The organism is Butyrivibrio hungatei NK4A153, from assembly GCF_000424465.1.
In the GTDB taxonomy this organism is placed as follows: domain Bacteria; phylum Bacillota; class Clostridia; order Lachnospirales; family Lachnospiraceae; genus Butyrivibrio; species Butyrivibrio hungatei_A.
The window spans coordinates 15,145-41,900 of record NZ_KE384194.1 but is presented as its reverse complement, the minus strand read 5'-3'; the positions used below and the strand labels follow the sequence as shown (position 1 = coordinate 41,900).

At 40.3% G+C, this 26,756-nt stretch carries 30 protein-coding genes; 27 read left to right on the top strand and 3 right to left on the bottom strand.

Annotated features, from left to right (window positions below; genetic code table 11):
• Window positions 1–146: 146 nt before the first annotated feature.
• Window positions 147–599, top strand: a complete 453-nt coding sequence (locus G628_RS0110995; RefSeq protein ID WP_242827216.1) for an Hsp20/alpha crystallin family protein — start codon at window positions 147–149, stop codon at window positions 597–599.
• Window positions 600–679: 80 nt separating this feature from the next.
• Here the strand turns inward: G628_RS0110995 and G628_RS0110990 are convergent, their stop codons facing one another.
• Together G628_RS0110990 and G628_RS0110985 are read right to left on the bottom strand one after the other, a co-directional pair.
• Window positions 680–1,156 carry a hypothetical protein gene (locus tag G628_RS0110990; RefSeq protein WP_027209147.1) on the bottom strand — a complete coding sequence of 159 codons (477 nt, stop codon included), beginning with the start codon at window positions 1,154–1,156 and terminating at the stop codon, window positions 680–682.
• Window positions 1,153–1,365 (bottom strand): helix-turn-helix transcriptional regulator, encoded by a 213-nt coding sequence (locus tag G628_RS0110985; RefSeq protein ID WP_026656699.1) that lies wholly within the window; start codon window positions 1,363–1,365, stop codon window positions 1,153–1,155. The genes G628_RS0110990 and G628_RS0110985 overlap by 4 nt, the downstream gene beginning before the upstream one ends.
• Window positions 1,366–1,603: 238 nt before the next feature.
• Here G628_RS0110985 and G628_RS17245 point away from each other — a divergent pair, with 238 nt between their 5' ends.
• From G628_RS17245 to G628_RS0110970, 3 genes are all read left to right on the top strand, one after another.
• Window positions 1,604–1,804 (top strand): hypothetical protein, encoded by a 201-nt coding sequence (locus G628_RS17245; RefSeq protein ID WP_034462158.1) that lies wholly within the window; start codon window positions 1,604–1,606, stop codon window positions 1,802–1,804.
• Window positions 1,788–2,645, top strand: coding sequence for a mechanosensitive ion channel family protein (locus G628_RS0110975; protein WP_081670699.1), 858 nt, complete (start codon window positions 1,788–1,790; stop codon window positions 2,643–2,645). Before G628_RS17245 ends, G628_RS0110975 begins: the two co-directional genes overlap by 17 nt.
• A gap of 68 nt (window positions 2,646–2,713) precedes the next feature.
• The gene (locus G628_RS0110970) at window positions 2,714–3,349 is read left to right on the top strand and encodes a thymidine kinase (RefSeq protein ID WP_034500861.1); all 636 of its coding nucleotides are present in this window, start codon (window positions 2,714–2,716) and stop codon (window positions 3,347–3,349) included.
• Between the two features lie 90 nt (window positions 3,350–3,439).
• Here G628_RS0110970 and G628_RS18215 read toward each other — a convergent pair whose 3' ends face one another.
• Window positions 3,440–4,519 carry a hypothetical protein gene (locus G628_RS18215; RefSeq protein ID WP_051199164.1) on the bottom strand — a complete coding sequence of 360 codons (1,080 nt, stop codon included), beginning with the start codon at window positions 4,517–4,519 and terminating at the stop codon, window positions 3,440–3,442.
• A gap of 389 nt (window positions 4,520–4,908) precedes the next feature.
• On the opposite strand from G628_RS18215, the gene glnA reads away from it, so the two are divergent.
• From glnA to G628_RS17215, 23 genes are all read left to right on the top strand, one after another.
• A complete protein-coding gene (gene glnA, locus G628_RS0110960) occupies window positions 4,909–6,243 on the top strand; it encodes a type I glutamate--ammonia ligase (RefSeq protein ID WP_027209145.1) in 1,335 nt (444 codons plus the stop codon).
• A 54-nt stretch (window positions 6,244–6,297) separates the two neighbouring features.
• Window positions 6,298–6,852 carry an ANTAR domain-containing response regulator gene (locus G628_RS0110955; RefSeq protein WP_026656703.1) on the top strand — a complete coding sequence of 185 codons (555 nt, stop codon included), beginning with the start codon at window positions 6,298–6,300 and terminating at the stop codon, window positions 6,850–6,852.
• Between the two features lie 225 nt (window positions 6,853–7,077).
• The gene (gene flgM / locus G628_RS0110950; protein ID WP_027209144.1) at window positions 7,078–7,365 is read left to right on the top strand and encodes a flagellar biosynthesis anti-sigma factor FlgM; all 288 of its coding nucleotides are present in this window, start codon (window positions 7,078–7,080) and stop codon (window positions 7,363–7,365) included.
• Between the two features lie 32 nt (window positions 7,366–7,397).
• Window positions 7,398–7,916, top strand: coding sequence for a flagellar protein FlgN (locus tag G628_RS0110945; RefSeq protein ID WP_242827215.1), 519 nt, complete (start codon window positions 7,398–7,400; stop codon window positions 7,914–7,916).
• A 133-nt stretch (window positions 7,917–8,049) separates the two neighbouring features.
• A complete protein-coding gene (gene flgK / locus G628_RS0110940) occupies window positions 8,050–9,708 on the top strand; it encodes a flagellar hook-associated protein FlgK (RefSeq protein WP_026667933.1) in 1,659 nt (552 codons plus the stop codon).
• Window positions 9,709–9,759: 51 nt separating this feature from the next.
• Entirely contained in the window at window positions 9,760–11,613 is a 1,854-nt protein-coding gene (locus G628_RS18210) for a flagellar hook-associated protein FlgK (protein ID WP_027209142.1), read from the top strand.
• Between the two features lie 172 nt (window positions 11,614–11,785).
• The gene (locus G628_RS18205) at window positions 11,786–13,897 is read left to right on the top strand and encodes a flagellin (RefSeq protein ID WP_051199163.1); all 2,112 of its coding nucleotides are present in this window, start codon (window positions 11,786–11,788) and stop codon (window positions 13,895–13,897) included.
• A 114-nt stretch (window positions 13,898–14,011) separates the two neighbouring features.
• On the top strand, window positions 14,012–14,470 hold the full coding sequence (gene fliW / locus G628_RS0110925) for a flagellar assembly protein FliW (protein WP_026656709.1): 459 nt from the start codon (window positions 14,012–14,014) through the stop codon (window positions 14,468–14,470).
• Window positions 14,471–14,494: 24 nt separating this feature from the next.
• Window positions 14,495–14,710, top strand: a complete 216-nt coding sequence (csrA, locus tag G628_RS0110920) for a carbon storage regulator CsrA (protein WP_026656710.1) — start codon at window positions 14,495–14,497, stop codon at window positions 14,708–14,710.
• A gap of 93 nt (window positions 14,711–14,803) precedes the next feature.
• Window positions 14,804–15,988, top strand: a complete 1,185-nt coding sequence (locus G628_RS0110915) for a CgeB family protein (protein WP_027209141.1) — start codon at window positions 14,804–14,806, stop codon at window positions 15,986–15,988.
• A 189-nt stretch (window positions 15,989–16,177) separates the two neighbouring features.
• The gene (locus G628_RS0110910) at window positions 16,178–16,651 is read left to right on the top strand and encodes a flagellar protein FlaG (protein ID WP_026667935.1); all 474 of its coding nucleotides are present in this window, start codon (window positions 16,178–16,180) and stop codon (window positions 16,649–16,651) included.
• 79 nt (window positions 16,652–16,730) lie between these two features.
• Window positions 16,731–18,269 carry a flagellar filament capping protein FliD gene (gene fliD / locus G628_RS0110905; protein ID WP_027209140.1) on the top strand — a complete coding sequence of 513 codons (1,539 nt, stop codon included), beginning with the start codon at window positions 16,731–16,733 and terminating at the stop codon, window positions 18,267–18,269.
• Window positions 18,270–18,340: 71 nt separating this feature from the next.
• The gene (fliS, locus tag G628_RS0110900; protein ID WP_034462578.1) at window positions 18,341–18,733 is read left to right on the top strand and encodes a flagellar export chaperone FliS; all 393 of its coding nucleotides are present in this window, start codon (window positions 18,341–18,343) and stop codon (window positions 18,731–18,733) included.
• A gap of 3 nt (window positions 18,734–18,736) precedes the next feature.
• Window positions 18,737–19,216 (top strand): flagellar export chaperone FlgN, encoded by a 480-nt coding sequence (flgN, locus tag G628_RS17225; protein ID WP_051199162.1) that lies wholly within the window; start codon window positions 18,737–18,739, stop codon window positions 19,214–19,216.
• A 277-nt stretch (window positions 19,217–19,493) separates the two neighbouring features.
• A complete protein-coding gene (locus tag G628_RS0110890; RefSeq protein ID WP_026656716.1) occupies window positions 19,494–20,324 on the top strand; it encodes a flagellin in 831 nt (276 codons plus the stop codon).
• 165 nt (window positions 20,325–20,489) lie between these two features.
• On the top strand, window positions 20,490–21,113 hold the full coding sequence (locus G628_RS0110885; RefSeq protein WP_027209139.1) for a flavin reductase family protein: 624 nt from the start codon (window positions 20,490–20,492) through the stop codon (window positions 21,111–21,113).
• A gap of 249 nt (window positions 21,114–21,362) precedes the next feature.
• Window positions 21,363–23,225: an AAA family ATPase gene (locus tag G628_RS0110880; RefSeq protein WP_027209138.1), complete on the top strand. Its 1,863-nt coding sequence runs from the start codon at window positions 21,363–21,365 to the stop codon at window positions 23,223–23,225.
• Window positions 23,226–23,296: 71 nt separating this feature from the next.
• The gene (locus tag G628_RS17220; protein ID WP_051199161.1) at window positions 23,297–23,557 is read left to right on the top strand and encodes an HNH endonuclease; all 261 of its coding nucleotides are present in this window, start codon (window positions 23,297–23,299) and stop codon (window positions 23,555–23,557) included.
• A 779-nt stretch (window positions 23,558–24,336) separates the two neighbouring features.
• A complete protein-coding gene (locus G628_RS0110865; protein ID WP_026656720.1) occupies window positions 24,337–24,600 on the top strand; it encodes a type II toxin-antitoxin system RelB/DinJ family antitoxin in 264 nt (87 codons plus the stop codon).
• Window positions 24,600–24,863: a Txe/YoeB family addiction module toxin gene (locus G628_RS0110860; protein ID WP_026656721.1), complete on the top strand. Its 264-nt coding sequence runs from the start codon at window positions 24,600–24,602 to the stop codon at window positions 24,861–24,863. The genes G628_RS0110865 and G628_RS0110860 overlap by 1 nt, the downstream gene beginning before the upstream one ends.
• Before the next feature lie 363 nt (window positions 24,864–25,226).
• Window positions 25,227–26,096 carry an Rpn family recombination-promoting nuclease/putative transposase gene (locus G628_RS0110850; protein ID WP_026656722.1) on the top strand — a complete coding sequence of 290 codons (870 nt, stop codon included), beginning with the start codon at window positions 25,227–25,229 and terminating at the stop codon, window positions 26,094–26,096.
• 40 nt (window positions 26,097–26,136) lie between these two features.
• Window positions 26,137–26,448, top strand: a complete 312-nt coding sequence (locus G628_RS0110845) for a helix-turn-helix domain-containing protein (protein ID WP_242827214.1) — start codon at window positions 26,137–26,139, stop codon at window positions 26,446–26,448.
• A 90-nt stretch (window positions 26,449–26,538) separates the two neighbouring features.
• On the top strand, window positions 26,539–26,756 hold a 218-nt coding region (locus G628_RS17215), incomplete at its 3' end, for an HNH endonuclease (RefSeq protein WP_196803755.1).

Below are 26,756 nucleotides of genomic sequence, written 5' to 3'. Positions count from 1 at the left end.
ATTTCTTGTTCTATTTGTTCTATAACATACTTGAAAAGAAAATTAGCAGCCAAGAGATGAGAGTGCTAATACATCGTCGCGAGGTTGCGCAAACTACTACAACAAAAAATTTATATAAAAAGGAGTGATGACTTATGTTGATGCCTATGTTATGGAGTAACAATAATTTGTTTGACGAGATGGATGACTTCTTTGGTGGCAGATTATTCGGTGACCTGTATGATTCCGGACTTATTGAGAAGAACTTCGAGCCGGCATCAGGTCTTATGAAGACTGACGTCATCGAGAAAGATAACAGTTATCAGCTTGAAGCCGAGCTTCCGGGATTTAACAAGGAAGATATCAATATCGACCTTAAGAACGAAGTGCTTACCATCAGTGCTACACATAATGAGAACAAGGATGAGAAGAATGAGAACGGCAAGTACATCCGTCGTGAGAGAAGAAGCTCTTCGTACCAGAGATCCTTCCGTACACCGGGACTTAAACCTGAAGATATCATAGCTCAGTACAAGAACGGTGTTCTTACGGTCAACATCCCCAAGAAGGAAGCTATTCCAGAGAAAGAGGAGGCTGTGAAGATCGAGGTTAAGGATTGATTATAAGAAGTAATAAATATCCCGGCATTCTATGATTCAAATAGAATGCCGGGATATTTTATGGAGTGCGAACAACTATTTTATTCGCCTGAATAAGTTCTTGTATAGTAAATTGAGCATGATTTCTTTGTGATAAAAAGAATAGTTAATGCAGCTAAAAATGCGATTGTAGCTTCGAAGCTTATGAAGCTTACAATAAGCGCAAGGATCAGAAGAACAATTGCGGTAAATTCAACTGCGGATTTGCCGGATAATGATTCAATCTGACATAAACGTTCATCGTTGAGCTCATTGTAGATTCTAATAAGCTTTTTTTCATCTTTAAGAGCATTTATATATTTAGAAATATGATAAACGCATACTATTTCTATGGCGATAACCATTCCGACCACAAAACCCTGCATAAAATCAGCATGCCCTGATTTTGCGTAAAGCGAAGCTATAGATGGTCTTTGGGAAATAATGAGTAAAGCGCTACTTAAAAATGCCACTAATGCATATGCAGTGATTTTTTTCTTTATTGATGCTTTGATTCTTTCTTTTCCGGTGTTAGTCATAAGTTTTCATCCTCCAAGCTGCTGAAATCAAATACTTCTTCAATTGTCATGTTAAAATGGTGCGCTATCTTATATGCCAGTCCCAATGAAGCAGTGTATTTGCCAACTTCAATGGAAGTAATTGTCTGTCTGGTTGTTCCGACAATGTCGGCAAGTTCTGATTGTGATAGCTTATTTGCTTTTCGCAATTCTTTTATTTTGTTCTTCATTGATACCTCATTACTTTTTGCCAAGCTCGCTTTGCATATTTAGCATAGTCTACTTTGCATAAAATGTCAAGCATACTTTGCAAAAAACTTTCTCATGAGTAAAATCGGTACTTATGACTTAATGAAGGCAAGCATGTTCGAAATCACGATTTTTCCATGATATTCTTTAAATTCGGCTATGAATGATTTACAATGCTTATAGTAATTTGCTAAGAAAAAAGAAAGAGACGAATAATAAATGGAAAAAGAATTTGAATATGAAGGATATACAGGTACCGTTAATTACGACAAAAACTGCGATTACTATACAGGTGAAGTTGTAATCGACGGAAAAACCTATACATATGAAGGTGACACTCTTGAAGAACTGCGAGAGGACTTTGAAGACATTATCGATTCTATGATCGCATTTGAGGAGATGGATGATGAAGATGCTTGAGTCTGTTTTAGAGTTTGTTGGGCAGGGGAAAGAAGACGAGTTTAAATGGGTGATGGAAATACTTGAATACGGTTCAAAGTATGTTTTGCCGATCCTATGCGCTTATGTCATAAATCTTTTACTCAATAAATATATCAGTAAGGAAAGACTTCGCGGTAAAATTCATCTTATTTTTTTGAGAGGTATTATAACTACGGTCATATGGGGACTTGCTCTAACAACTGTTATTGGAAATGTGCCGGCATTTTCCAAGATCTGGAGAGGTGTCGCTACATCATCCGCACTTATTGCCGCTGTCCTCGGTCTTGCAGCCCAGTCAACACTTGCCAATGTATTTGCAGGTATTGCGATTTCGGCATCGAGATCCAGACCCTTTGATGTCGGAGACAGAATCAAGATTGACTCTATCGATCCCGGTTATGTTGAGAACATCACGTTGAGACACACGGTTATCAAGACTTATCAGAACGAGATTATTTACATTCCCAATTCTACAGTTGGTTCGGCGACTATCATCAATTACACTCAGGAAGAATCGTTTTCTTTTCCGATAGTGATTTCTGTGGCGTATGGAACGGATATGCAGAAGGCTATGGATATCATGGCTGACGTTATTGTTGAGCATCCGGTGCATCATGGAGGAAGACCGACGGTTTTGTGTAAGAGCTGCGATGATAGCGGCGTCACATTAAGGGCACTCGTTGAGACGGAAGATTTCAAGGATAACCCGAAGGCATGCTCTGACTGTCTTGTAGAGATAATGAAGAGATTTGCAAAAGCGGGAATCGAGATTCCTTACAACAAACTTGTTCTTATCAACTCAAATGAGAAACAAAACTGATGTGCATAAAAGCTGAAAAAGCGTGATACAAAGGCATAGCGCAACTATACATAGACACGGGAGAAGGTATGGGAAAGTTATATTTCAGATACGGGGCAATGGGGAGCTCAAAGACAGCCAATGCGCTGATGGTGCAGTACAACTACATCGAGAAGGGGCAAAAATGTATTTTGCTAAAGCCTAAGACCGATGACAGGGACGGAGAAAAAATCGTCAAGTCCAGAATGGGGCTTAGCGCTGAGGCGACATTTGTAGAAGAATTCATTGATGAAGTAAAAAATGAGTGGTTTACGGGAAAGTCGGAAGGCTGGAAAGAGCTTGACTGTGTGATTGTGGATGAAGCCCAGTTCCTTACGGAAGAGCAGGTCGATATTCTTGCGGAAGTTGTGGACAGATATGATCTTCCTGTTATCTGCTACGGACTTCGTACCGATTTTACAAGTCATCTTTTCCCGGGCTCGAAGAGACTCATGGAAATAGCAAACTACATAGAGGAAGTTCCGACCGTGTGCTGGTGCGGACGTCGCGCACACTTCAATGCGAGAGTCAGTGACGGCAAGATCGTCCGAACAGGCGAGCAGGTTATGGTAGGAGGAAATGAATCCTACGTATCACTTTGCAGACGCCACTTCCTAAGCGGAGAAGTGGACGGAAAGAGAGAACGAGATGTGCACACTTCGGATAATGGTGCACTTCAATCGTGAGTAGGATTATAGAGAAGAAAATTATAAAAAATCCATGACCTAACCGGAAGAGATTTCGCAAATAGGTCATGGACTCTTTTTTCTCAAATTTTATGAAATGGAACGATTTTCTATGTCAGCATCGTGAGTCGCCATATCAATCTGCTGGACGACTCCCACGCCTCCGCTTTCTTTTAGGAATACACCGCTTGCGCGCAGCTTTGCAGCTGTGTTAAAAGAACTGTCCCGTAAGCTGTAGTCTGTTACGGCACTTCCAAGATAAATTGCACCGACATCGGCTTCTTTTAACGAAAGAAGCGTATCGGTACCGTCTTCGTTACGAATCCAGACTTTGAGAGCGTTGTATACATCGTCGTTTTCATCAATCCAACCGTTTCCGTCATGATCATATGCGGCCAGGTCTTTGAAGCCGTTTCCACTTTTTGTGCCGAAAAGTTCCGAGCCGTCGTTTATATGCCCGTCGCCATTTTTATCAAGGGCAAGGAAACCTGTACCTTTTGACAGATTCGAAATTTTATCCTCTTTTCCGTCGCAGTTAATGTCAAAGAAGAAGGTCTGATCGCTTATTGATGTTACTTCGCTGCCGACATTGATCGTAAGCGGATCCAGGAAGTTTTTGGGGCTTGCGATGCTTATGCCGGATTCGTGTACAAACCTTGATGACATGGAGAATTTAACTCCAAAATCAATACTTCGGCCGTCTTCTGTAAGAGCGGTTCCCGTGCCTTCAAAGGATACAGCCTCTTCTTCAAAATGGCTCTCGGTCACGGTCGTTACGGACATAAATCCGCCGGCTCCGATCATTCCCGACATATTATCTAATGATTGACCGAAGCTTTCACTCATATCATCGCCGCCAAGAATCCTCATGAAGCGGAGAATCCGTTCGAGAAGTGAAGTCCTTATGGCCATCAGCTGATCTTCAAGAGAGCCGGTTGTTGTGTTCAGGCTTCTCGTCATTGAAGGCTTCAGCGAGTTGTAGTTTTCACTTCCCAAGGCAAATTCGCCGGTGGATGTCGAGAAATCATCAGATGTAACTTTCTGTCTCTGAGATTCAAGGCTGTCGCTGAAACTTCCGCGTGGAACAGTGCTTATTGACACACTCACAGAATGCCCTTCGCTGTACGACGAACTCGACATCAGGTTTACGTTACTTTGTGCAATTTTCATGGTTCTTTCCCTCCGTTTGTTAGCCTGAAGGTTCATGCTTTTTGCGCAAAAAAAGTGAACCTCCAAAGCTGAAGATTAACAATCCTCCTTGAAGATCCATGCTTTCCGTAGCTCAATATGCCGCGTGCCGTTATTGCACCGGCGCGTGGATATTTCACAATATATATCGGTAAGGACGCAGGCTTATATTAGGGAATTCGTACAAATATATATTAAAATTAAGATAACAGGCAGATATCGGATGCGATAGTTTTGGTTCAAAATAATCGATTGACACATCAAACCAAAGAATATTAATATATAGGAAGTAAATGTGAACGGCAAGGGCGCCTTTAACACGAGCAGGAGAGCTCGCTGTTTGAGGTGCCCTTTTTATAATGGAGGACAATATGAGCAAATATACCAAAGAAGACATTTTCCGTATCGTTGAGGAAGAGGACGTAGCTTTTATAAGGCTTCAGTTCTGTGATATCTTCGGAATTCCCAAAAACATCGCCATTGCTGCAAGTCAGCTTGAATGCGCGCTTAATAACGAGTGCATGTTTGATGGCGTATCGGTTGAAGGATTTGTCAGAAGTGACGAGAGTGATATGTACTTATATCCCGATCTTGACAGCTTTGAGATATATCCATGGAGACCGCAGGCGGGCAAGGTTGCGAGGATGTTCTGCAATGTCTATACGGTTGACGGAAAACCTTTCATGGGAGATTCACGAAATGTTCTTCATGAAGTGGTAAAAAAAGCTGAGAAAATGGGGCTTAACTTTAAACTCAATCCTGAGCCGGAATTCTTCTTATTTGATTATGACGATGAGGGAAGACCGACCAACAAGACACATGAAAAAGGCGGATATTTCGACGTTGCTCCCGCAGATCAGGGTGAGAACGTAAGAAGAGACATCATCCTTAACCTGGAAGAACTTGGTTTTGATATCTCATCTTCGCATCATGAGATTGCGCCGGCACAGCATGAAATCGACTTTAGAGAAGAGGATGCAGAGCGAACAGCAGATATGATCATGACTTTCAGAATGGCAGTTAAGACAATCGCCAAGAAACATGGTCTTTATGCTACCTTTATGCCCAAGCCTACAGAGGGAATCAGCGGATCGGGCATGCATATAAATATCATTGCGAATGACAAGAACGGCAATAACATATTTGTAGATGACAACGGTGGGCTTTCGGATACAGCCAAATACTTTATTGCAGGAGTTCTCAGCCATGTTAAGGCAATGACACTTGTTACCAATCCTATCGTCAATTCATATAAGAGACTTGTTCCGGGATACGATGCTCCCGTCAATATCTCATGGTCTTCTTCGGGCGCCAACAGAAGCGCTCTTATCAGAATACCTTCAAAGCGCGGACAGGATACAAGAATCGAGCTCAGAAATCCCGATTCTACATGTAATCCTTACCTTGCGATCGCGCTTATTCTCGCAGCGGGTATGGATGGTATAGAAAAGAAGATGACTCCTCCCGAGGAACTTGGTGATAATCTCAAGAACGCGACCTATGACGATCTCAGAGAGAGCGGACTTGAGACACTTCCTATGACACTCGGTGAAGCCATTGACGCTTATCAGGATGATGAATTTGTAAAAGAAGTTCTCGGCAATTCCATATTTAATAAAATGCTTGATGCAAAACGCAAAGAGTGGAAAGATTTCCGCACATGCGTAACCCAGTGGGAGATTGGAAGATACCTCAACATCTTCTGATAATAGATTTTGGGTTCGTAAAAATATTAATTTATGGAAACTTGAGGCTTATTTGTGAATATTATTATTGTGTTTGCGAAATCGGAAGATGCGCAAAATTTCAAAAGCATATTAAGCCGTGGCGGATATGACGGAATGGTTACCTGCACTTCGGGAGCGCAGGCTCTTTCTGCTATGGAAGATTTGGGGAGCGGAGTCGTTATCAGTGGCTACCGCTTAAGTGACATGCTCTATTCGGAGCTTGCCGTTGATCTTCCCAAGTTCTTTCAGATGCTGATGATAGCATCGCCTGACAAGGCTCCACTTGATAATTGCGGAGATAAACTGGTATATCTGCCGACTCCGCTCAAGAAGTCGGATCTTTTTTCCACCCTTGAACTCATGCTTGAGGGCGTTACAAGAAGTAGAAAAAAGGCAAAAGAGAAGGCAAAGAAAGAGGGCAGGTCCGATGAGGACAAGAAGATAATAAATCAGGCAAAAGAGATTCTGATGGACAGGCACCATATGACAGAGCCGGAAGCGCACAGATACCTCCAGAAGTGCGCAATGGACTCGGGAACCAATCTAAAAGAGACGGCGGAGATGGTTATTTCGCTCTCGGCAATTTAATTGAAGTTTTTTGATCTTTTTTATAAAATTAATCTAAAGTTTTGTGTAATAATGTCCGATAAAGATAATGTAGGGTGAAAAAGGGTGCATACCTTGGGCGTTTGAGCCATAACTTACAAAAGTATCCGGGGGAGAATAATTTCGTACTCAGAACTAAAGTTATGGAAACTTCTTCCGATAAATGTAGTAAGAAGTACAAAATGCTCCAAGGAAGGAGGAAAAGATATGCGTATAGAAGCGTACAATCAAGTTCAGCAGATCTATTCAAACAACAAAGTTAACAAGACTCAGCAGGCTAAGAAGACAAATGATGTAAGAGATACAGTTTCGTTTTCTTCTATAGGAAAAGATATTCAGGTTGCTAAGCAGGCTGTTAAGGCTACTCCTGATGTCAGAGAAGATCTGGTTGCTTCGCTTAAGGCTGCTGTAAAGAATGGCACTTATGATGTAAGCGGAGAAGCATTTGCTGACAAATTACTCGCTAAATTTGAAGAAGCAAATGGCTTGTTATAATTAAATACAAATAATCCAGGAGGATGATTCCGGTGGCAAGCTTAATGGAGAATCTGGTCGACGTGCTCGACCGGGAGTGTACAATGTACGAAAATTTACTGGGGTTATCTAGCCAAAAGACTTCCGTCATAATAGAAGGAAATCTTGAGGCACTTGCGAAAATCACGGATGAGGAGCAGTGCGTAATAGGTAATATCCAGTCTCTTGAGAAAAAACGCGAAGAGGCAATGAAAGATATTGCAAACGTACTAAACAAGGATGTTAATTCATTGAAACTGACCGATCTGATCGAAGTATTGGAAAAAAGACCTGTCGATCAGAAAAACCTGGCAGTGCAACGCGATAGGCTCGTTGGTGTTGCAGGAGATGTCAGACGTGTAAACGGACAGAATCAGGAGCTGCTGCGCAGTTCACTTGAGATGGTCCAATTCGAGATGAATATCATCCAGGCCTCAAAAAGAGCTCCTGAAACAGCAAATTATTCAAGAGCTTTAGGCACTACAGGTGAATGTCTTGGTTACACATCGGGCGGGTTTGATGCAAAGCAGTAATGTATCACATGAGCATGAAAGTGGTACAGATGCATGTAGATAACCCCCTTTGGTAACTAAATGAAAAACTGTAGTGTCTTTTTTGTGCAAAAAAATGCATTAAAAGACCTATAAAGATCAGGAGGAAAGATATATGTCCCTCATGGCGAACTTATATGTCGGCACATCAGGGTTGCAGACATCGCAGAACGCACTTAATACAACTGCACACAATATGGCAAACCTTGATACCGAAGGATATACAAGACAGCAGATATCACAGGGAACAAGGGCATATCAGACTCTTGAGAAGAGAAATGAATGTATTGCCTGGAAGCAGATAGGAACAGGCGTTGAATATAATAATTGTAAGCAGGTAAGGGATGTTTTCCTTGACAAAGCTTACAGAAAAGAATCGGGAAGATACTCATATTACGATATTTCTCAGAAAGCTCTTGAAGAGATAGAAGATCAGCTTCAGGAGATGAACGGAACAGAGTTCAGTGAATCTTTAAATAATCTGTGGACATCCGTGCAGGAACTTGCCAAGGATCCTACATCAGCGGTTACGCAGAGTGCGCTTGTGACGAGGGCAAATGAGTTTCTGACAAAAGCAAAGAGCGTGTATGACGGCTTTGTTTCATATCAGGACAACCTGGATGCCTCTGTTTCCGACATAGTTAAAAATATAAATGATATTGGCGATAAGATTAGGGCTTTAAATGAAGAGATTGTAAATATTGAATCCGGAAGAGAAGAAAAGGCAAATGACCTTAGAGATACAAGAAACAATCTTCTCGATAAACTCGGTCAATATGGAAAAATAGATTATTCGGAAGACATTTTCGGTAATGTATCGGTTCTTTTTGAAGGATCGAGTTTCATAACCACCGATCATGTAAATCATATAGGAATCGATGTTAAGCTCGAGAGCAGCGTGGGATATGCCACACCTTATTGGGAGTATGCTGCGGTCAAGGAATATGACAGAGAGGGAAAAGAAATTGTTACTTCAATCGAGGGAGCACATCTTTTTGACCTGACTCAGCCGGTTTCTACAGCCACAGATACCGATATAGGTAAGCTCAAAGCGGTTCTTCTTGCAAGAGGAGACCACCATGCGTCTTATCACGACATTGTAGAGAGCACAGATTATTATAAAAGCAATATTTCACAGTCGGTCATTATGAATGTAGAAGCGGAATTCGATCAGCTGATACACAATGTTATGACTGCGATCAATAAAGTCATGGAAGATGCGGAGAGCAATCCTGCGACTATGGACAATTCACTCGGAAGAGCGTCGGATTACACGATGTTCATAGTATCAAACGAAGAAGATGCATTGGCCTACAAGATAGATGACAAGCATCCTGCAGGAAGTATAAAGACAGGATTTACTATAAAGAATGCACAGGTTAATCCGATTCTTTTGACGGATCCCACGACATTCACATACAGAACAGTTGAGGGAAACGAAGATACAGCAACTGTTACGGCTTTAAAAGAAGCTTTTACAAAATCGGATTATACTTTAAATCCAAATGTTTATACAAGAAATGACATCCTGTCGTATTACAACAGCCTTGTTTCACAGATAGCCAACACGGGAGATAAGCTTAAAAGCGTTGCGGAAGCTCAGGAGCAGACCGTTTCATCTATATCTGCCGCAAGAGAGCAGATCGTCGGCGTATCAAGTGATGAGGAACTTGAATTTATGATCCAGTTCCAGAACGCATACAACGCATCAAGCAGATACATAAACGTAGTAAGTGAGATGCTTGAACACCTGGTATCAACACTTGGATCGTGACTTTGACGGTAATTTTGGCACACATGGTAAATATGTCGGAGGGAAGAGATTATGACATCGACATTTTTTGGACTTAATATTGCAGCATCCGGACTAAGAGCCGCAAATGCAGCACTTAACACAACAGCAAACAACATATCTAATGTAAATACCGATGGATACAGCAGGCAGAAGGTTAAACAGGAAGCTTCAGATGCTATCAGGGTATTTGCAAAGTATGGCTGTGCCGGTGCAGGTGTTGATACTATAGCGATTGAAAGAATCCGCGACAGTTTCTATGACGTTAAGTTCAGAAATAACGAACAGCTCCTTGGAAATGTGAGCCAGAAGAACTATTACAACAAGCTTATCGAGCAGTACCTTGATGACAACGGAACGACCGGCTTCTCATCTCTTTTTACCAAGATGAGTGCTTCACTTCAGTCGGTAATGACTGCAGCGGGAACGACAGAGTCAAAGAGTACATTTATATCACAAATGCAGAGTATCACCGAGTACTTTAACAATGCATATAATAACCTTCAGGGTGCACAGGCTGACGTAAACGCTGAGATCAAACTCTGTGCTGACAGAATCACATCGATAGCTCAGGAAGTTGCTTCCATCAACAAGCAGATCAACGTAATCGAGATGACGGGAACGACCGCAAACGAACTCAGGGATAAAAGAGATGTTCTTATAGACGATCTTTCCAAATTGGTATCGGTAGAAGTAAAAGAAACAGCTATCGTCGATGATACACAGCCTGACAGAGAAACGGGCGCAACACGTTACCAGGTCTGGGTTGCCGGCGGATATGAACTCGTTGATACTTACGAATTCAGACAGATGGTCTGTGTTTCGAGACCGTCGGACGGATCTACGAACCAGAATGATATTGACGGACTTTATGATATTAAGTGGGGAAGTGCAAGCTATAAGGATGGAGACAACATAGCGGAACTTTCTGATTTTGCAATTGATTCAATGCTTATCGGCGGAGAGCTTCAGGGACTTCTTGCGGTAAGAGACGGAAATAACGGCCATTACTTCAACGGAGACTGCACGGTTGTTGACGGCGAGTCGCGTCCCGTCAAGGTGACCGTAAAAGTTACCGACAAGAACCTTATGGATATGACTAAGTGCACGCTTCCCATTGAGGGCGCGATTCATATCGGAGATCAGGATTACAGATACGACAGTTGGGAATATGACGGAAAAGATACATATACATTTACAATAGACGGTGACACGCTAAAGAGCATGCCTGAAGCGCACAGAAAAGTGTCTGTTGGCAAATTTAACGACTATCAGGGAATTCCTTATTATCTCTCTCAGATGAATGAGTGGATAAGACAGTTTTCATCGGCTGTAAATGGGATAATGACCACGGGTTATCCTTCAGATTCCGATGAGAAACCCGGACAATTCCTTCTTACCGGAGGAATCGATATGAATTCGGCAGCACAGTATTCATACGATCAGCTTACGGAAAAATCTGAGAATAAGGGATATTACATGCTTCGCGGAGGCAATTTTGAGGTGAATGGTGTTCTCCTTAAGGATGCAAACAGACTTGCGACAAGAGCCGACGTTACTGAGGGTGAATCAGAATTTGGAAACCTCACGAAATTAAGAGATATGTTCAACACGGCAAAGATATTCAGGGGAGCCACATCAGGAGAGTTCCTTACAAAAGTTCTTGCCGATGTAGCGCTCAACACCAGCAATTCGGGAACTCTTGAAAAAACCTACACTGCTCTCGAAACGACTATCGATAATCAGAGAAATTCCGATTCCGGAGTAGATGAAGACGAGGAAGCAGCAAACCTCGTTAAGTTCCAGAATGCCTACAATCTCTCGTCTAAGATGATACAGACGCTTACAGAGATCTATGACAGACTGATACTCCAGACAGGAGTTTAAGAATAATAAAAAAGCTAAAGCAGGCCGGCTTTAGCTTTTTTTCATTAATAGATATTAAGAAATGCGGTGTGCCTGCCGATATTCATAGTGAACTAATATACAAAGTGAGATGCTGCACGGATGCGCATTGTTTTTGACTAAGGATGGTCTTCATACGGAGGTCTTTTTTACCATGCGTATTACGAATAAGATAATGCAGAATAATTCACTTTATAATATCAATAACAACAAGATCACTGAGGATCAGCTCAACACCATGCTTGCAACCGAAAAGAAGATAACAAGACCCTCAGATGATCCTGTTATCGCTATAAGAGCATTGCGCCTTCGAAGCAATGTTACTCAGCTTTCACAATATTATGAGAAGAATGCAAAAGATGCCGAAAGCTGGCTCGATGTAACAGCAGATGCTTTGTCTACGGTTACTTCGGTACTTACCGATGCTGTTAAACAGGCAACAAAGGGAGCTAACAAGGATCTTACGGTAGACGATCTTGATACGATTGTTGCGCAGATGGAGGCTCTTTCAAAAGAATACTATGCAACAGGTAATGTGGACTATGCCGGAAGATATATCTTTACAGGGTATAGAACAGATACATCGCTTACTTTTTCTACAACTACAACTGCTGATTACACAGGCATAAATGATGAGTTTAACGCTACAGACGTTTCAACTTCAAGCAGAGTGGCGGGAATGAGCAAGCTTGAGTCCACAAATCTTTTGGCACAGAGTACAGAGGCTGTCGTAGAGGAGAGTAATATTGTTGAGTATAATGTCGGTAAGATAAGACTTTCCTACGATAACCTGAATTACAGAAGCGGTGACAATGATTTCTCGGCACCTTCACTTAAGTGGAGAGAGAATCTCAAGCAGCCCGCAACAAGTTCGGTAAACGGAAATGCAGAGCTTATAAAGCTTACATATACAACAGCACTTGGGGCAACTCATCATGTATCGCTTCCGACGCTTGACGGACTTGAAAAAGGTGAATCATATACGGTCACAAGTGAAGGTATTGTTTATAACGTCACAAGTAACGCCGATGGATCTCATAACATAAAGGCAACTGAAGGCGTCACTGAATATGAGTTTGTTGTAGACAAGAACGGAGTTTATGATACATCTCATCAGAGCTCCAATATCGAATCAGGTACTGCTTCGACAGAGACGGTTCAGAAGACAACACTTACATTTACAAATGAACAGGGTGAAAGAGTCAGCTTTAAGCTTCCTTTGGTTGATGCAATTGGCCAGACTTACAACATGAAACTTGAATATGACGGAAGGATTGCAACTGCGGTAATTAACAGTGACGGCACATATACTGTTACTGACGGAAGCGTCACAAATAATGTCGACAGAACAGTCACAAGAAACATAATCAATGTTACAGCAAACGGAAGTGTGTATTCGTCATATAAAGAGACAACACTTGAGATACCTTCATCAAACATAATCTACACAACTACAAGCGAAGAAGATATTGATGAGGTTTACAAGACAATCGACTCTACACCTACCGGTTCAGTGGCATATTTGAATGCGGCTACGGGAGAAGTTCTTTTGAATAAAGAGCTGTCCGATAAGCTTGCAACACTGCCCAAACTTATCAACGCCAATGCGATCAATGTTGTCTATGATAAAAAAGAGTGGGACAGCGGAGACATAAGACCTCAGAACCTCTTCAACTGTACATATACCGATGACAATGGTAAGAAAATACTTTATAATAAAGGATCGGCAGCCCATGACATCGCTTATGACGTGGGATTCGCACAGTCGGTTGTTGTCAATACCACAGCAGATGCGGTTTTCACAACAGGTGTAAAAAGAGATATCGACGATCTTTCAAATATGCTCGGAACACTCAAACAGATAAAGGCCACAATTAAGACACTTGAAGAAAAGTTGTCCGGTGCAGCCAAAGAATCTGCTGAATGGAATAAGATAGACGCAGAGCTTTCAGCAGCTCAAAAGGCATATAACTATCAGAGAGAGGGTATTCAGAAAGAGTTTGAGCACAAGATAACATCTCTCCAGGGAGCTCTCGATACCGCAAATATAGCCGTTACCGACAACGGAACAAGATCTAAGCGACTTGACCTTGTAAATTCAAGACTTATGACACAGACAACGACATTCCAGTCACTTCAGTCTGAGAACGAGGATATCGATCTTGCAACTACGGTCACACAGCTTACATCCGCACAGGTGACATATGAGGCGAGCCTTATGGCGACAGGTAAGATCAGCCAGACATCGCTTATGAATTATATTTGATGAAGAATTTCTTATATCATCAAGATTATAATAAGTATGGTAATTGTACGTTTTTACGTATATAATTAAATAGTGATAAATAACATTTTTTATCAGGATTATGGAGGTTACAGCATGAAATTAAACACTAGAATCTTTGGAGAGGTTGAGATTGAAGATAGTAAGATCATTTCTTTTCCAAATGGAATAATCGGTTTTCCTGATCTTAAGAGATTCACACTTATGCACGATGAGGAGCAGGGAACAAACACTATTAAGTGGTTGCAGTCAGTAGAGGAACCCGGATTTGCAATGCCCGTTATGGATCCGCTCTTTGTTTGCCCGGATTATCAGCCTATGGTAGATAAGGAAGCTGTAGCTGACATCGGAGATCTGCAGGATGAGGATATGCTCGTGCTTGTAACGGTTACTGTTCCGCATGATCTTAAGCAGATGACAGTAAACCTTAAGGGACCCTTTATCATCAATACAAAAGAGATGAAGGCTTCTCAGACAATCATTGATAATGAGGAATATCCTGTTAAGTTCCCTATTTATGAGATTTTGCAGAATAACAAAGCAGCTAAAGCTTAATCATACTATAGGGAGGGAAAGGATATGTTAGCATTATCAAGAAAAAAGAACGAAGCTATCGTTATTAATAACAATATAGAGATTACAGTACTTGATATCAGAGGAGACCAGATCAAGATCGGAATCGCGGCTCCCAAGGATATCCCGATTTATAGAAAAGAAGTATATATCCAGATTCAGAATGAGAATAAAGAAGCAACAGATGTATCCGGAATCGAGGAACTCAAGAAATTGCTTTGATCAAAGTGAATTTGCAGCGGCTGCTACCGGAAATGGGGCAGCCGTTAGTTTTTGCATAATACTTTTTATACATGGTACACAACGAGGGACGGAATGCGAATACTATACTACTACTGGGATGAATTTAACGGCGAAGACTGCATGGACGCCATGAAGAGACTGGGGCACGAGGTTGATGTGATAAAGTTCAAGCTAAGTGGCTATGAACTTACAGATGAAGATGATGCTAAATTCAGAGCTCTTTTGACCAAGGAAGAAGAGGGCAAAAGATATTACGACATAGTCTACAGCTTTTGCTATTATCCGAGCATTTCCGATGCCTGCCAGAAGTACGATACGCCGTACGTGTCGTGGGTATTTGACTGTCCGCATTATACGCTTGATTCACATACCATAAAAAATCCTGTGAACAGAGTCTGTGTTTTTGACAGGGGGACCTATGATGAGATGAGAGCCAAGGGAATAGAGACCGTTAAGTACTCGCCTCTTGGTGTTAATGAGAAGAGGCTTTTGGGGTTCTGTAAGGAGCTTGATGCTGAAACGGGCGGAAGTATAGTATATCTGCATGATGTATGTTTTTTGGGAAATCTCTACGACAATGAATTTAACTTTTACGATCAGGTGGAATATCTTCCGCCAAGTCTTAAAGTGTATATAGATACGGTCATAACTCTTCAGGAGAAGATATACGGACACGATCTTTTTACCGATGAAAAGGCAATAACGCCTGAGCACATAAAGAGGCTTCGCGAGTATATAAAGTTCGAAGATACGGGGAATTATGATCTTGACTATGACAGAATTGTTCGTGATATGTTGCGAAAAAAGGTCACGGTCAACGAAAGAAGACATATTCTCGAAAGAATGGGCGAGCAATTCGATACCGTTTTGTATACAATGCCTGATGCAAAGCCCATTGAAGGAGTCAGCAATCTGGGAGTTGCGGATTATTCAACCAAAATGCCGATGGTATTCAGGAGAAGCAAAGTTAACCTCAATATTACGCTGAGGTCCATCATCTCGGGGGTTCCGCTTCGTGTACTCGATGTTCTTGCGGCAGGGGGATTTCTTATCACAACTTACCAGAAAGAGATAGATGAGTTCTTTGAGAATGGAAAAGAGCTTGTGATCGCGCATACGCCTGAAGAGATGCTTGAACTTACTGCATATTATCTTGAACATGAGGATGAGAGGAAAGCTATCGCGGAAAACGGGCAGAAAAAGGTGTTTGAGGAATTTGCTTATACGAAATTACTGCCGAAGATACTGGAAATATGATCGTTACGGACCGAAAGTCTTAAAATTTTCTAAAATTTACGATTTTCTTTTCCATATTACTAAAGAATAAAGCACTTCGGCCGATATAATCAGTAAGAAAAACTATGTTTATAACGGAACGAGTTTGTGACGCACGTAAATGTTGATATATACAGGTGATTCCTGATTCTGACATGGAGGTATAGGATTATGGGAATGGATGGAATTAACGGATTTGGCCCGCTTATTCAGCAGGTACAGCCACAGGTAAAAACACAGGTAAATAATCAGAGCCAGGCTCAGAGCGAAGTTGCGGATTATGAAGCAAATGCGGCAGCTCAGAACATGGATCTTACGGTTGAGGCAGCAGACAATACTGCAGGCTCCAAAAACGAGTCATCTGCTCAAAATTTTGCAAGCAATCAGAGCAAGAGAGCTGAGACAGAGGAGCAGATACAGGCTGATAACGCCAAGATCAAGAAGGCAATCTCTGAGATGACCAAGAAGGTTCAGTCCAACGCTGAAGCTGTTTTTGGAATTCATGAGAAGACCAACAGAGTGACTATCAAGATGGTGGACAAGGAAACAAAGAAGGTTATAAAAGAGTTTCCGCCGGATGAGACACTTGATATGATCGCCAAGGTTTGGGAAATCGCGGGAATCTTGGTTGACGAGAAGAGGTAACATAGTAAGTCGTACAAAACGGCTCTATCAGGAAAAGGATTTCCGATTACATCTCACGGATTGAGAAAGGAGAAACATTATGCCTATCAGAATTACAGGAATGAACTCAGGTCTTGATACAGAGAGCATTATCACAGCTCTTACGCAGAAAAAGAAAGATAAGGTTGATACTTATACCGGAGAGCAGAAGAAGCTTACCTGGAAGCAGGATACTTTAAAAGCGCTTAATAAGAAGGTTACCGATTTTTATAACGGTACTTTGACCAGCATGAAGTTTTCGGCTGCTTACTCAAAGAAGGTTACAACTGCTTCAAATGCAAATGCTGTAACAATCGTAACAGGCGAAAGTGCAATGAACGCTACTCAGACACTTGATGTTACGAGTCTTGCAAAGGCTGCATATCTGACAGGCGAGAAGGTTCAGGTTGGCAATAAGAATGCGGCTAAGACAACTACTATGACTGAACTTGGTATTTTTTCCGAGGACAGTGATGAATCTGCAACTCAGACACTTAAGTTTAAAATAGGCGGAGATTCTGAGGATAATATTGAAGTTACAATCGGAAAGAATGATACTATAGAGAGTGTTCTCAGTAAGCTCAAAAGTGCAGATTCTTCCAAGACACATACAAAGCTTGACTTCAACTACGACGAAGGAAACGGAAGATTTTATGTAGCATCAAAAGAGATGGGCGAAGCTGCTTCTTTTAAAGTTACCGAAGGTGATGCGATGTCCAGGCTGGGCTTTGTTAATAACGGAAAGAATTATATCGAGGGAAGCAGGGCTCATATAGTTCTTAACGGAGAAGATTATTATTCCGATTCAAATACTTTTGAGATCAACGGACTTACAATTACCGTTAATGAGGAAGCTAAGGGAATAACTCTTTCGACAAAACAGGATACAAGCGGTATTTTCGACAACATCAAGAAGTTGCTCAAAGAGTACAACGATCTTATGAAGGAGTTTGCTACTCTTTATAATGCAGATAAAGCCAAGAAGTACAAAATGCTTACCGATGATCAGAAAGATGCAATGTCTGATAAAGAGGTTGAGGAATGGGAGAAGAAGATCAAAGACGGAATCCTCAGCGGCGATGAGACAATCGGTAATGTAAAAGATGCACTTAAAGATATTATGAGTAAGGCTTTTGAAGTAACATCAAAGGATGGAGTGACAAGTAAGATCACTCTTGCAACATTTGGTATTGCAACGGGAAGCTACTTTGCAACAGATGAGAATGAGAGAGATGTGCTTCACATAGACGGTGACAAAGATGACTCTGCAAGCAGCGGAAATCCGGACCTTCTAAGTGCAGCAATATCAACAGATCCCGACATGGTTCAGAGCTTTTTTATGCAGTTGTCGAATGCTCTTTCAGATAAGCTCTTTAATCTTATGAGGGGTACGGAATACAGCAGTGCGTTTACAATTTATGAAGATAAGCTGATGGCTTCACAGTACAGTGCTTATACGACCAAGATCTCAGATGCACAGAAAGCACTTGAGGCTGCACAGGATAAGTACTACAAGAAGTTCTCTACTATGGAGACGGCTCTTTCAAAGATAAACAGCAGCAGTTCTTCTCTGGCAGGCTTCTTTGGTGGAGGACAGTAATGGCATAAAATGAAGACTTATGATTATACGGATATTTTTTTACAGAATGCGAGGGAACACATATGCCGGTAATGACAACTCAACAGAAAGCTTATGCTCAGTATAAAAATAATAAGGTAATGGGTGCAAGCGGCCCGGAACTTACACTTATGCTCTATGACGGGGCAATAAAGTTTCTCAATATCGCGGATTATGCGATTGAGAATAACGATGTGCCAAAGGCACATGAAAACATTATGAAGACGGAACGCATCATAGATTATCTCAGAAGCACTCTTGATATGAAGTATGCTGTTGCACAGGACTTTGAAAATATGTATTCTTATATAGGAAGAAGACTTGTCGAAGCAAATATGAGCAAAGACAGAGAGATAGTCGCTGAGGTCAATAAGCATATGCATGCCATCAGGGACAACTGGGTAGAAGTCATGAAGGCGAACAACATCGCCGTTAAGGAGGCATAAAAGATGTTATCTTCAAGTATGGATATGCTGGAAGAAAGTCTTATTAAGAAGATCGACATTATGTCAAAGATTGAGGAAGAGAATGAGAAACAAAAAGAAATTCTCTCCGATCCCGATAATGTTGATGAAACCGCATTTGACGGTACTGTTGATAAAAAGGGTGAACTTATCGATAAACTTATTTCTCTTGATGATGGTTTCCAGACTCTTTTTGACAGGGTAAAAGAAGAAGTTAATGCCAATAAAGATGAGTTCGCAGACCAGATACGCCGCATGCAGGATCTTATTCGTGATATCACTGCAAGGAGCGCATCGATTGAAGCTGCGGAACATCGAAACAAAAGGCTTGCCGAGAAATATTTTGACGCGGCACGTCGCAAGATGAATACCAGTAAGCAGTCATCCGCTGCGGCATTTAATTACTACAGGACCATGAATAACTTCAAGGAGATTCCACCACAGTTTTTGGATAAGAAAAACTGATTTTTGTATAAGACCGTTACAAAGAGGTCGCTGCCATATATCGGCAAGCGATCTCTTTTACTTTAGCAAAAAATCGAAAAAAGTAGAAAAAAATTCATTATTGTATGTTTTTTTGAAAAAAATAAAAAAAAGGGTTAAGTAAACGAAATCACAGCCGATAATAATAGTGTAAAACAAAAAAACAAGCAGCCATGGAAGGGAGTCCGCGTAAGCTGCACAATATTAAAAGGATGAAAAAGGCAGCAGGGAAGCGGCCCCGTTCATGGAGGATTATAATATGGTAGTACAGCACAATGTCACAGCGATGAACTCAAACAGACAGCTTGGAATTACAACAGATGTACAGGCTAAGTCAAGTGAGAAACTCTCATCAGGTTACAGAATCAACAGAGCAGCAGATGATGCAGCAGGACTTGCAATTTCTGAGAAGATGAGACGTCAGGTAAGAGGTCTTACACAGGCTTCCGCAAATGCACAGGATGGTATCTCAGCAGTACAGACAGCTGAAGGTGCGCTCAACGAAGTACATGATATGCTTCAGAGAATGAACGAACTTGCAGTTAAGGCAGCTAACGATACTCTTCAGACATCAGATCGTGAGTACATTCAGCGAGAGGTTAATGCTCTCAGAGATGAGATTAACAGAACCGGAACAGCTACCGAATTCAATAATACTAAACTTTTGGACGGATCATTTAAGAATAAGAGTATTCAGGTTGGTTCAGAGGCTGATCCCGATAACCAGATTGCAATCAATATTGAAAAACTTACTGCTTCAGGTCTTAAGATCGACGGAGCAAAGATTAATGTTACAGGAACAAGCGGCGTAAACGCTAAGGACTCAATTCATAAGATTAAAGAAGCACTTGAGAAGATTTCAAGCCAGAGAGCTGACCTCGGTGCTATTCAGAACAGACTTGAGCACACAATCAGAAACCTTGATAACGTCGTTGAGAACACACAGGCAGCTGAGTCACAGATTCGTGATACGGATATGGCTGAGGAGATGGTTAGATATTCTAACAACAATATCCTTGCTCAGGCAGGTCAGTCAATGCTTGCTCAGGCTAACCAGACAAATCAGGGTGTTCTCTCACTCCTTCAGTAAGATAAATATTAGAAAACATAACCCACTAATATATAAGGTCGCTCCGGATGAAGAATCCGGGGCGATCTTTGCTTTTAATATTATTGTGTTTAAAAAGGTATGCTAAAATAATTATTACAGGTAGGCAGCACTGAATGTTTCTATTGGAAGAAAGGAGAATCTTCTATGAACACTAAGGCAATGTATAAGTTATCTTATGGCTTGTTTGTATGTACGGTGGTTAGCGGCGATAAAAAGAACGGTTGCGTCACTAACACCGCGGTCCAGGTTGCGTCGGATCCCAACAGGATTTCAATCGCGATCAACAAGGCAAATCTCACTCATGACATGCTGAAAGAAGCAGGAAAGTGCAATATCTCTGTTATCAGCAACGATGCGGGTTTTGAGCTTTTCAAACAATTTGGATTCCAGAGCGGAAGAGATGTGGATAAGTTTGCATCATTTAGTGATTATAAGCTTGCTGATAACGGTATTCCTTATATAACAAAAGGGACTAATGCATACTTTTCTCTGAATGTGGAAAAAGAAGTCGACCTTGGTTCACATACGCTGTTCATCTGTGAACCTGTATTTATGGACGTTCTTGCAGATACACCTTCCTGTACTTATGAATATTACCAGAATAATATCAAGCCAAAGCCTCAGCCGGTTGGAGAGACTCCGAAAGGTGAGACAATATGGAGATGCACAATATGCGGATTTGAGTATGTCGGCGAAGATATGCCCGATGACTATATCTGTCCGATCTGTAAGCATCCGAAGGATGATTTTGAGAAGATAATAAGATAAAAACAACAGCGCAATGTTTGTCGTGTTCAAACGTTGCGCTGTTATTATTTTATTTGACGCGCGTCAAATATAACATGCTCTTTTGGAAAGGAGATATATTTTTAATTATAATAATTAAAAATATATTTATTTCGGAAGGAATTATAATGTAGGGTTAGTGATGATAATTTGCGGCAATATGTCAATTTGTTTTGATATCTTGCCGCAAATTATATATAATAGTATCAGAAAAATATACGGAGATAGCATATGAAAACATGTAAAGAAATTGCAACTGAATGGAATATTGCTGAGCGTACCGTTGTGAACCTATGTAATTCAGGCAAGATTAGAGGAGCATATAAAGATGGAAAAAAATGGCTTATTCCCGATGATGCAGTACAACCTGCAGATGGACGCGTATCAACCGGTAAATATATAAAAAGCAATAATAACGCCATTAAAAAACCTCTTCCGATAGGTATATCCGATTATGTTCGAGCACAGTCGGAATATTACTATGTGGACAAGACACTGTTGATCAAAGAATTCTTAGATAACAAACCGCTTGTATCATTATTTACAAGACCAAGAAGATTTGGCAAGACGCTCAATATGGATATGCTAAGAGTATTTTTTGAAATCTCGAAAGAAGATACCTCTATTTATTTCAAAGATAAAGATATCTGGAAATGTGGTGCAGAGTATATTAAACACCAAGGTAAATATCCTGTCATATTTCTGACATTTAAAGATGTAAAATTTGATTCATGGAATGCGACACTATCAAAAATTTCCGGACTTCTTCAGGCAGAGTATAATCGCCACTCGGAACTTGAAAATAGCCTGAAATTAGCCGGATTTGAAAGAGAGTATTATAAAAGAATACTGAACGGCTCTTTAGACGAAGTCGAACTTTCGTCAGCACTTGAAAATCTTTCAAGAATGTTGTACCTGCACTATGGCATTAATCCAATAATAATAATTGATGAGTATGATACGCCTATTCAGGAAGGATATTCTAAAAACTTCTACGATGAGATTATTGGCTTTATGCGGAATTTCTTTTCCGGGGCCTTTAAGGATAATAAATATCTGTCATACGGCTTTTTGACGGGTATCTTGAGAATAGCTCAAGAGAGTATATTTAGTGGGCTTAATAACCTGACTGTTAATTCTGTACTGGATAAAGAATACGATGGATATTTTGGTTTTACTTATCCTGAAGTACACAAAATTATGACATACTATGGATGTACAGACAAAGAGTCCGAACTCAAATCCTGGTATGATGGTTATTATTTTGGAGAAAAAGAAATTTATAATCCGTGGTCTGTTATAAACTATATTGCCAAAGGTTGTACGCCTCAGGCTTATTGGGTTAATACCGGAAAAAACGAAATTCTGGAAGGTATTATGAATATTGCGTCAGAAGATATCAATGAACGGTTGTTTTCCCTTATTCAGGGTGAAACTGTTATCGCAAAGATTGATCAATCCACCGTTTACAGATTTCTTACCGACGATCCTTCTAATATATATAGCATTTTATTAGTTGCAGGTTATTTGAAAACAACTAACAAACATTTACAAGACGACGGAAGCTACCTTTGTGAAGTGTCGATTCCCAATAAAGAAATAGCTGCTGTGTATAAAAGTGAGATACTGACTTACCTGATTGGTACAGGAGCAATTCAAAAAACGACAGCAAACATGATTGCTGAGAGCTTGTATTCAAATGATATTGGGAAATTACAAAAAGCTGTCAGCAACTATATGACTAAGTCTGTAAGTTTCTATGATGCCGGTGCTGAAGGGTTCTATCACGGTTTGATTCTTGGACTTATAGCTTTGATGGACAATCAATATAAAATTAACTCCAACCGCGAATCGGGGGATGGAAGATATGATGTAAGTCTCTTCCCTAAAGACGGCAAGCACGCCGGAATAATTATAGAATTAAAATGGGGAAAAAACCTTGATGAAAAGGCACTTTCAAAGCTTGCCGACGAAGCTCTTGAACAGATTCAATCCAAGCGCTATGCTCATGAAATGCTTGAGGAGGGTGTGAAAGAAATTATTAGATTCGGCATGGCTTTTTCTGGGAAAAAGGTTGTTATAAAAACATCATAATTAAAGCTATGATGAAAAAGGTATATAACTGATATGACAATATTGTCACATATAACATGCGGAGAAAACATATGAGGGGACAGAAGCAAAAAAAGCGAAACATAAAACGCATAATCCATGCAAAGACCGGTGGTGTCTGCGCTAAGTGTGGCAAGATACTTCTGCTCGAAAAGACAACCATCGACCACCTCATTCCCAAGTACAGAGGAGGAACGGATGAGATTAGCAATTTGATTCCTATGTGCAAGCATTGTAACAAGCAGAAGGGATCGAGAATTGTAAAAAGAGATGAAGTGCCGTATCTTGATCCATTTTATAGTATAGGAAGATAGAAATAAAACTTGTTTGTACAATCTGAACAAACAAGTTAATATTTTCCTTTTTTCTTAATTATTTTTTTTAGCCGAAGATTGTTGTCAAAAATGCTATCATCTATTCCGTTAATATCTAACAAACTATTAATGCACCATTCCGGGGCTTGAGTGTGAAATGAGAAATATACATTGTTCATCTGCTTATACGTAAATATATCCAGGATGAATTTTGTGGATATTTCTCTTGTATATGATATATATCGATACATATACCCAATCCAGAATAATGCACTTTTTGAATATTTTATTTTTCCATAATCAGTATCACCAAATTGCTCAATAATACTTGTAATTCCTTCGCTTACATCCAATGACAGTAATGCGGGATTATTGGAATCTTAAAAACATATATGTTCAAGATGTACAAACAAGTTTGTGATTATTAGGCAAGATCAATTGACAGAGGGAAGTCCATATAGTAACTACACAGAGAATGGAAAGATAAGAAGCCAGGAACGTGACATTTACATGCAGAAAGCCTAGTGAATGGTATGCGATAGATGCTTTGACAGAAAGCGGACAACTTATAAAAGCATTTAATTCAATGGATAAAGCTCAGCAATCTAGATTGCTTGGGTATGCAGAGGCGTTGACTAAAAAGGAATAGAAAAAGGCATTGAATGGATATGTATCTTTTGAATAATTCTTAATAAATAATAAAAAGTAAAGAAAAACGATTGCAAATTTCTTTATCATGATATAATTTAGGTATAGATATAGTGAAAGGGGTGATATAATTGGCACAGGCAGTGAATGTTAATTTTAAATTGGACCCGGATGTAAAAAAGAGTATGGAAAGAGCTTGCGCAGATATGGGATTGTCTATGAGCGCAGCATTTACCATTTTTGCAAAAAAAGTTGGACGAGAAAGAAGGATACCGTTCGAAGTATCTGCTGATCCATTTTACAGTAGTGAGAATATGGCAGAATTAAAAAAGCGTATAGATGATATAGAGGCAGGCCGTAATATCCATGAACATGATTTGATTGAGGTGGATTAATGCGGAAAATATGGCATGATAGAGCATGGGAGGAATATATTGAGTGGCAGAGTAAGGATAAGAAGACACTCAAGAGAATTAACCGCCTTTTACAAGAAATAGACCGTAATGGCTATCTTTGCATTGGCAAACCGGAGCCACTGTCCGGCGATTGGGCAGGATTTTGGAGCGTTAGGATCGATGAAAAAAATCGAATCGTTTTTCGAATAGTTGACGACATAATTGAGATAGTTCAATGTGGAACACATTACGGCGATAAATAATGTAGAACAGATATCATAATATAACTGAATATACGTAAATTGTTTCCCGCGGAACCCGCATATTTGCCAGCTCTGCGGGTTTTTTGCCTCCAACCGCGAAGGAATCTAACCTCCCAATCAAATATAAAATAATTATAAATTCAAACGCAATACTACAAATATCTCTAACACTTTTTCCGATATGTAAATTAGTAAGTCCTCTACTGGCGTGAAAGAGAAGACCTATCACAGGGGATGTTACGAAAAACATTGTATAATCAGAATACTTTATATGACGAAATATGTTAGCCATATTGACATATTTTTCTTTTATGATTAAAATCCGTATAGTAGTATTTATATATAAAGGCGGTTTTGAAAGAAATGGGTACAAAAGATATTACAGAGAAAGCACTTGAGGACTATAATGATGTGTTTGCAGACATTGTAAATGTCCTACTTTTTAATGGAGAGGAGGTTGTTAGGCAAGATCAATTGACAGAGGGAAGTCCATATAGTAACTACACAGAGAATGGAAAGATAAGAAGCCAGGAACGTGATATTTACAAGTATTGGAAGCATAATCGATTAAGATTGGCAGCAATCGGCTTTGAAAATGAAACTAAGGAAGAAGAGGACATGCCGCTTAGGGTTATGAACTATGATGCAGCAGGTTACAGAGCTCAGATAAACAATGGAAATGATGGACGTTACCCTGTTGTATCACTTGTGCTATACTATGGTTACAAAAAGAAATGGAGTAAGGCAAAAACTCTATATGACAGATTGGAAGTGCCGGATAAGTTAAAAGAATATGTTTTTGATTATGGCATGAATTTATTTGAGATAGCATATCTTGAGGATTCAGTTGTAGATAAATTTCAGAGTGATTTTAAGTTCGTGGCAGATTATTTTGTTCAGATGCGTAAGACAGGAAAGTATATTGCGCCGAATGAGAAGATAGTTCATGTTCAGGAGATGCTCAGTTTAATGAGCGCATTGACAGATGATAGCAGATTTACAGATGTTTATGATGATATAAAAGGAAAGGAGCGGGTTAGTATGTGTACTGTTCTTGATGAGATTGAAACACGAGGAATAGAGAAAGGAATAGAGAAAGGAATAGAGAAAGGCAGGGATAATACTCTGATAGCTTTGGTACATGACGGTTTGTTGAGTGTCGAAATTGCGGCCGATAGGGCAGGGGTATCAATTGATGATTTTAAAGCTATGATGAAAAAGGTATATAATTGATATGACAATAAGAGATCGCATATTTGATAAGCTGCAGGAAATGAAGATAACACAGAAAGAATTTGCTAAGCGTACGGGAATAGCGGAGAGCACGATAAGCGACTGGCGTAAGAAGAATACCAATCCTACAGCAGAGAAAATTATGATCATATGCAAAGTGCTGGATGTTACACCCGAGTGGCTTTTGTCCGGAATTGAAACGCATGGTGATAGGGGAAAGCCCAGTGAATGGTATGCGATTGATGCTTTGACAGAAAGCGGACAACTTATAAAAGCATTCAATTCAATGGATAAAGCTCAGCAATCGAGATTGCTTGGGTATGCAGAGGCATTGGTTAAAATGCGTGATTGATGATGATAATTTACGGCAAGATATCAATTCGTTTTGATATCTTGCCGTAAAATGTATAATATTGGCACATATAACATATGGAGAAAACATATGAGGGGACAGAAGCAAAAAAAGCGAAACATAAAACATATAATCTTTGAAAAGACCGGTGGTGTCTGCGCGAAATGTGGCAAGCCGCTTCCGCTCGAAAAGACTACCATCGACCACCTCATCCCCAAGTACAGAGGAGGAACGGATGAGATTAGCAATTTGATTCCTATGTGCAAGCATTGTAACAAGCAGAAGGGATCGAGAATTGTAAAAAGAGA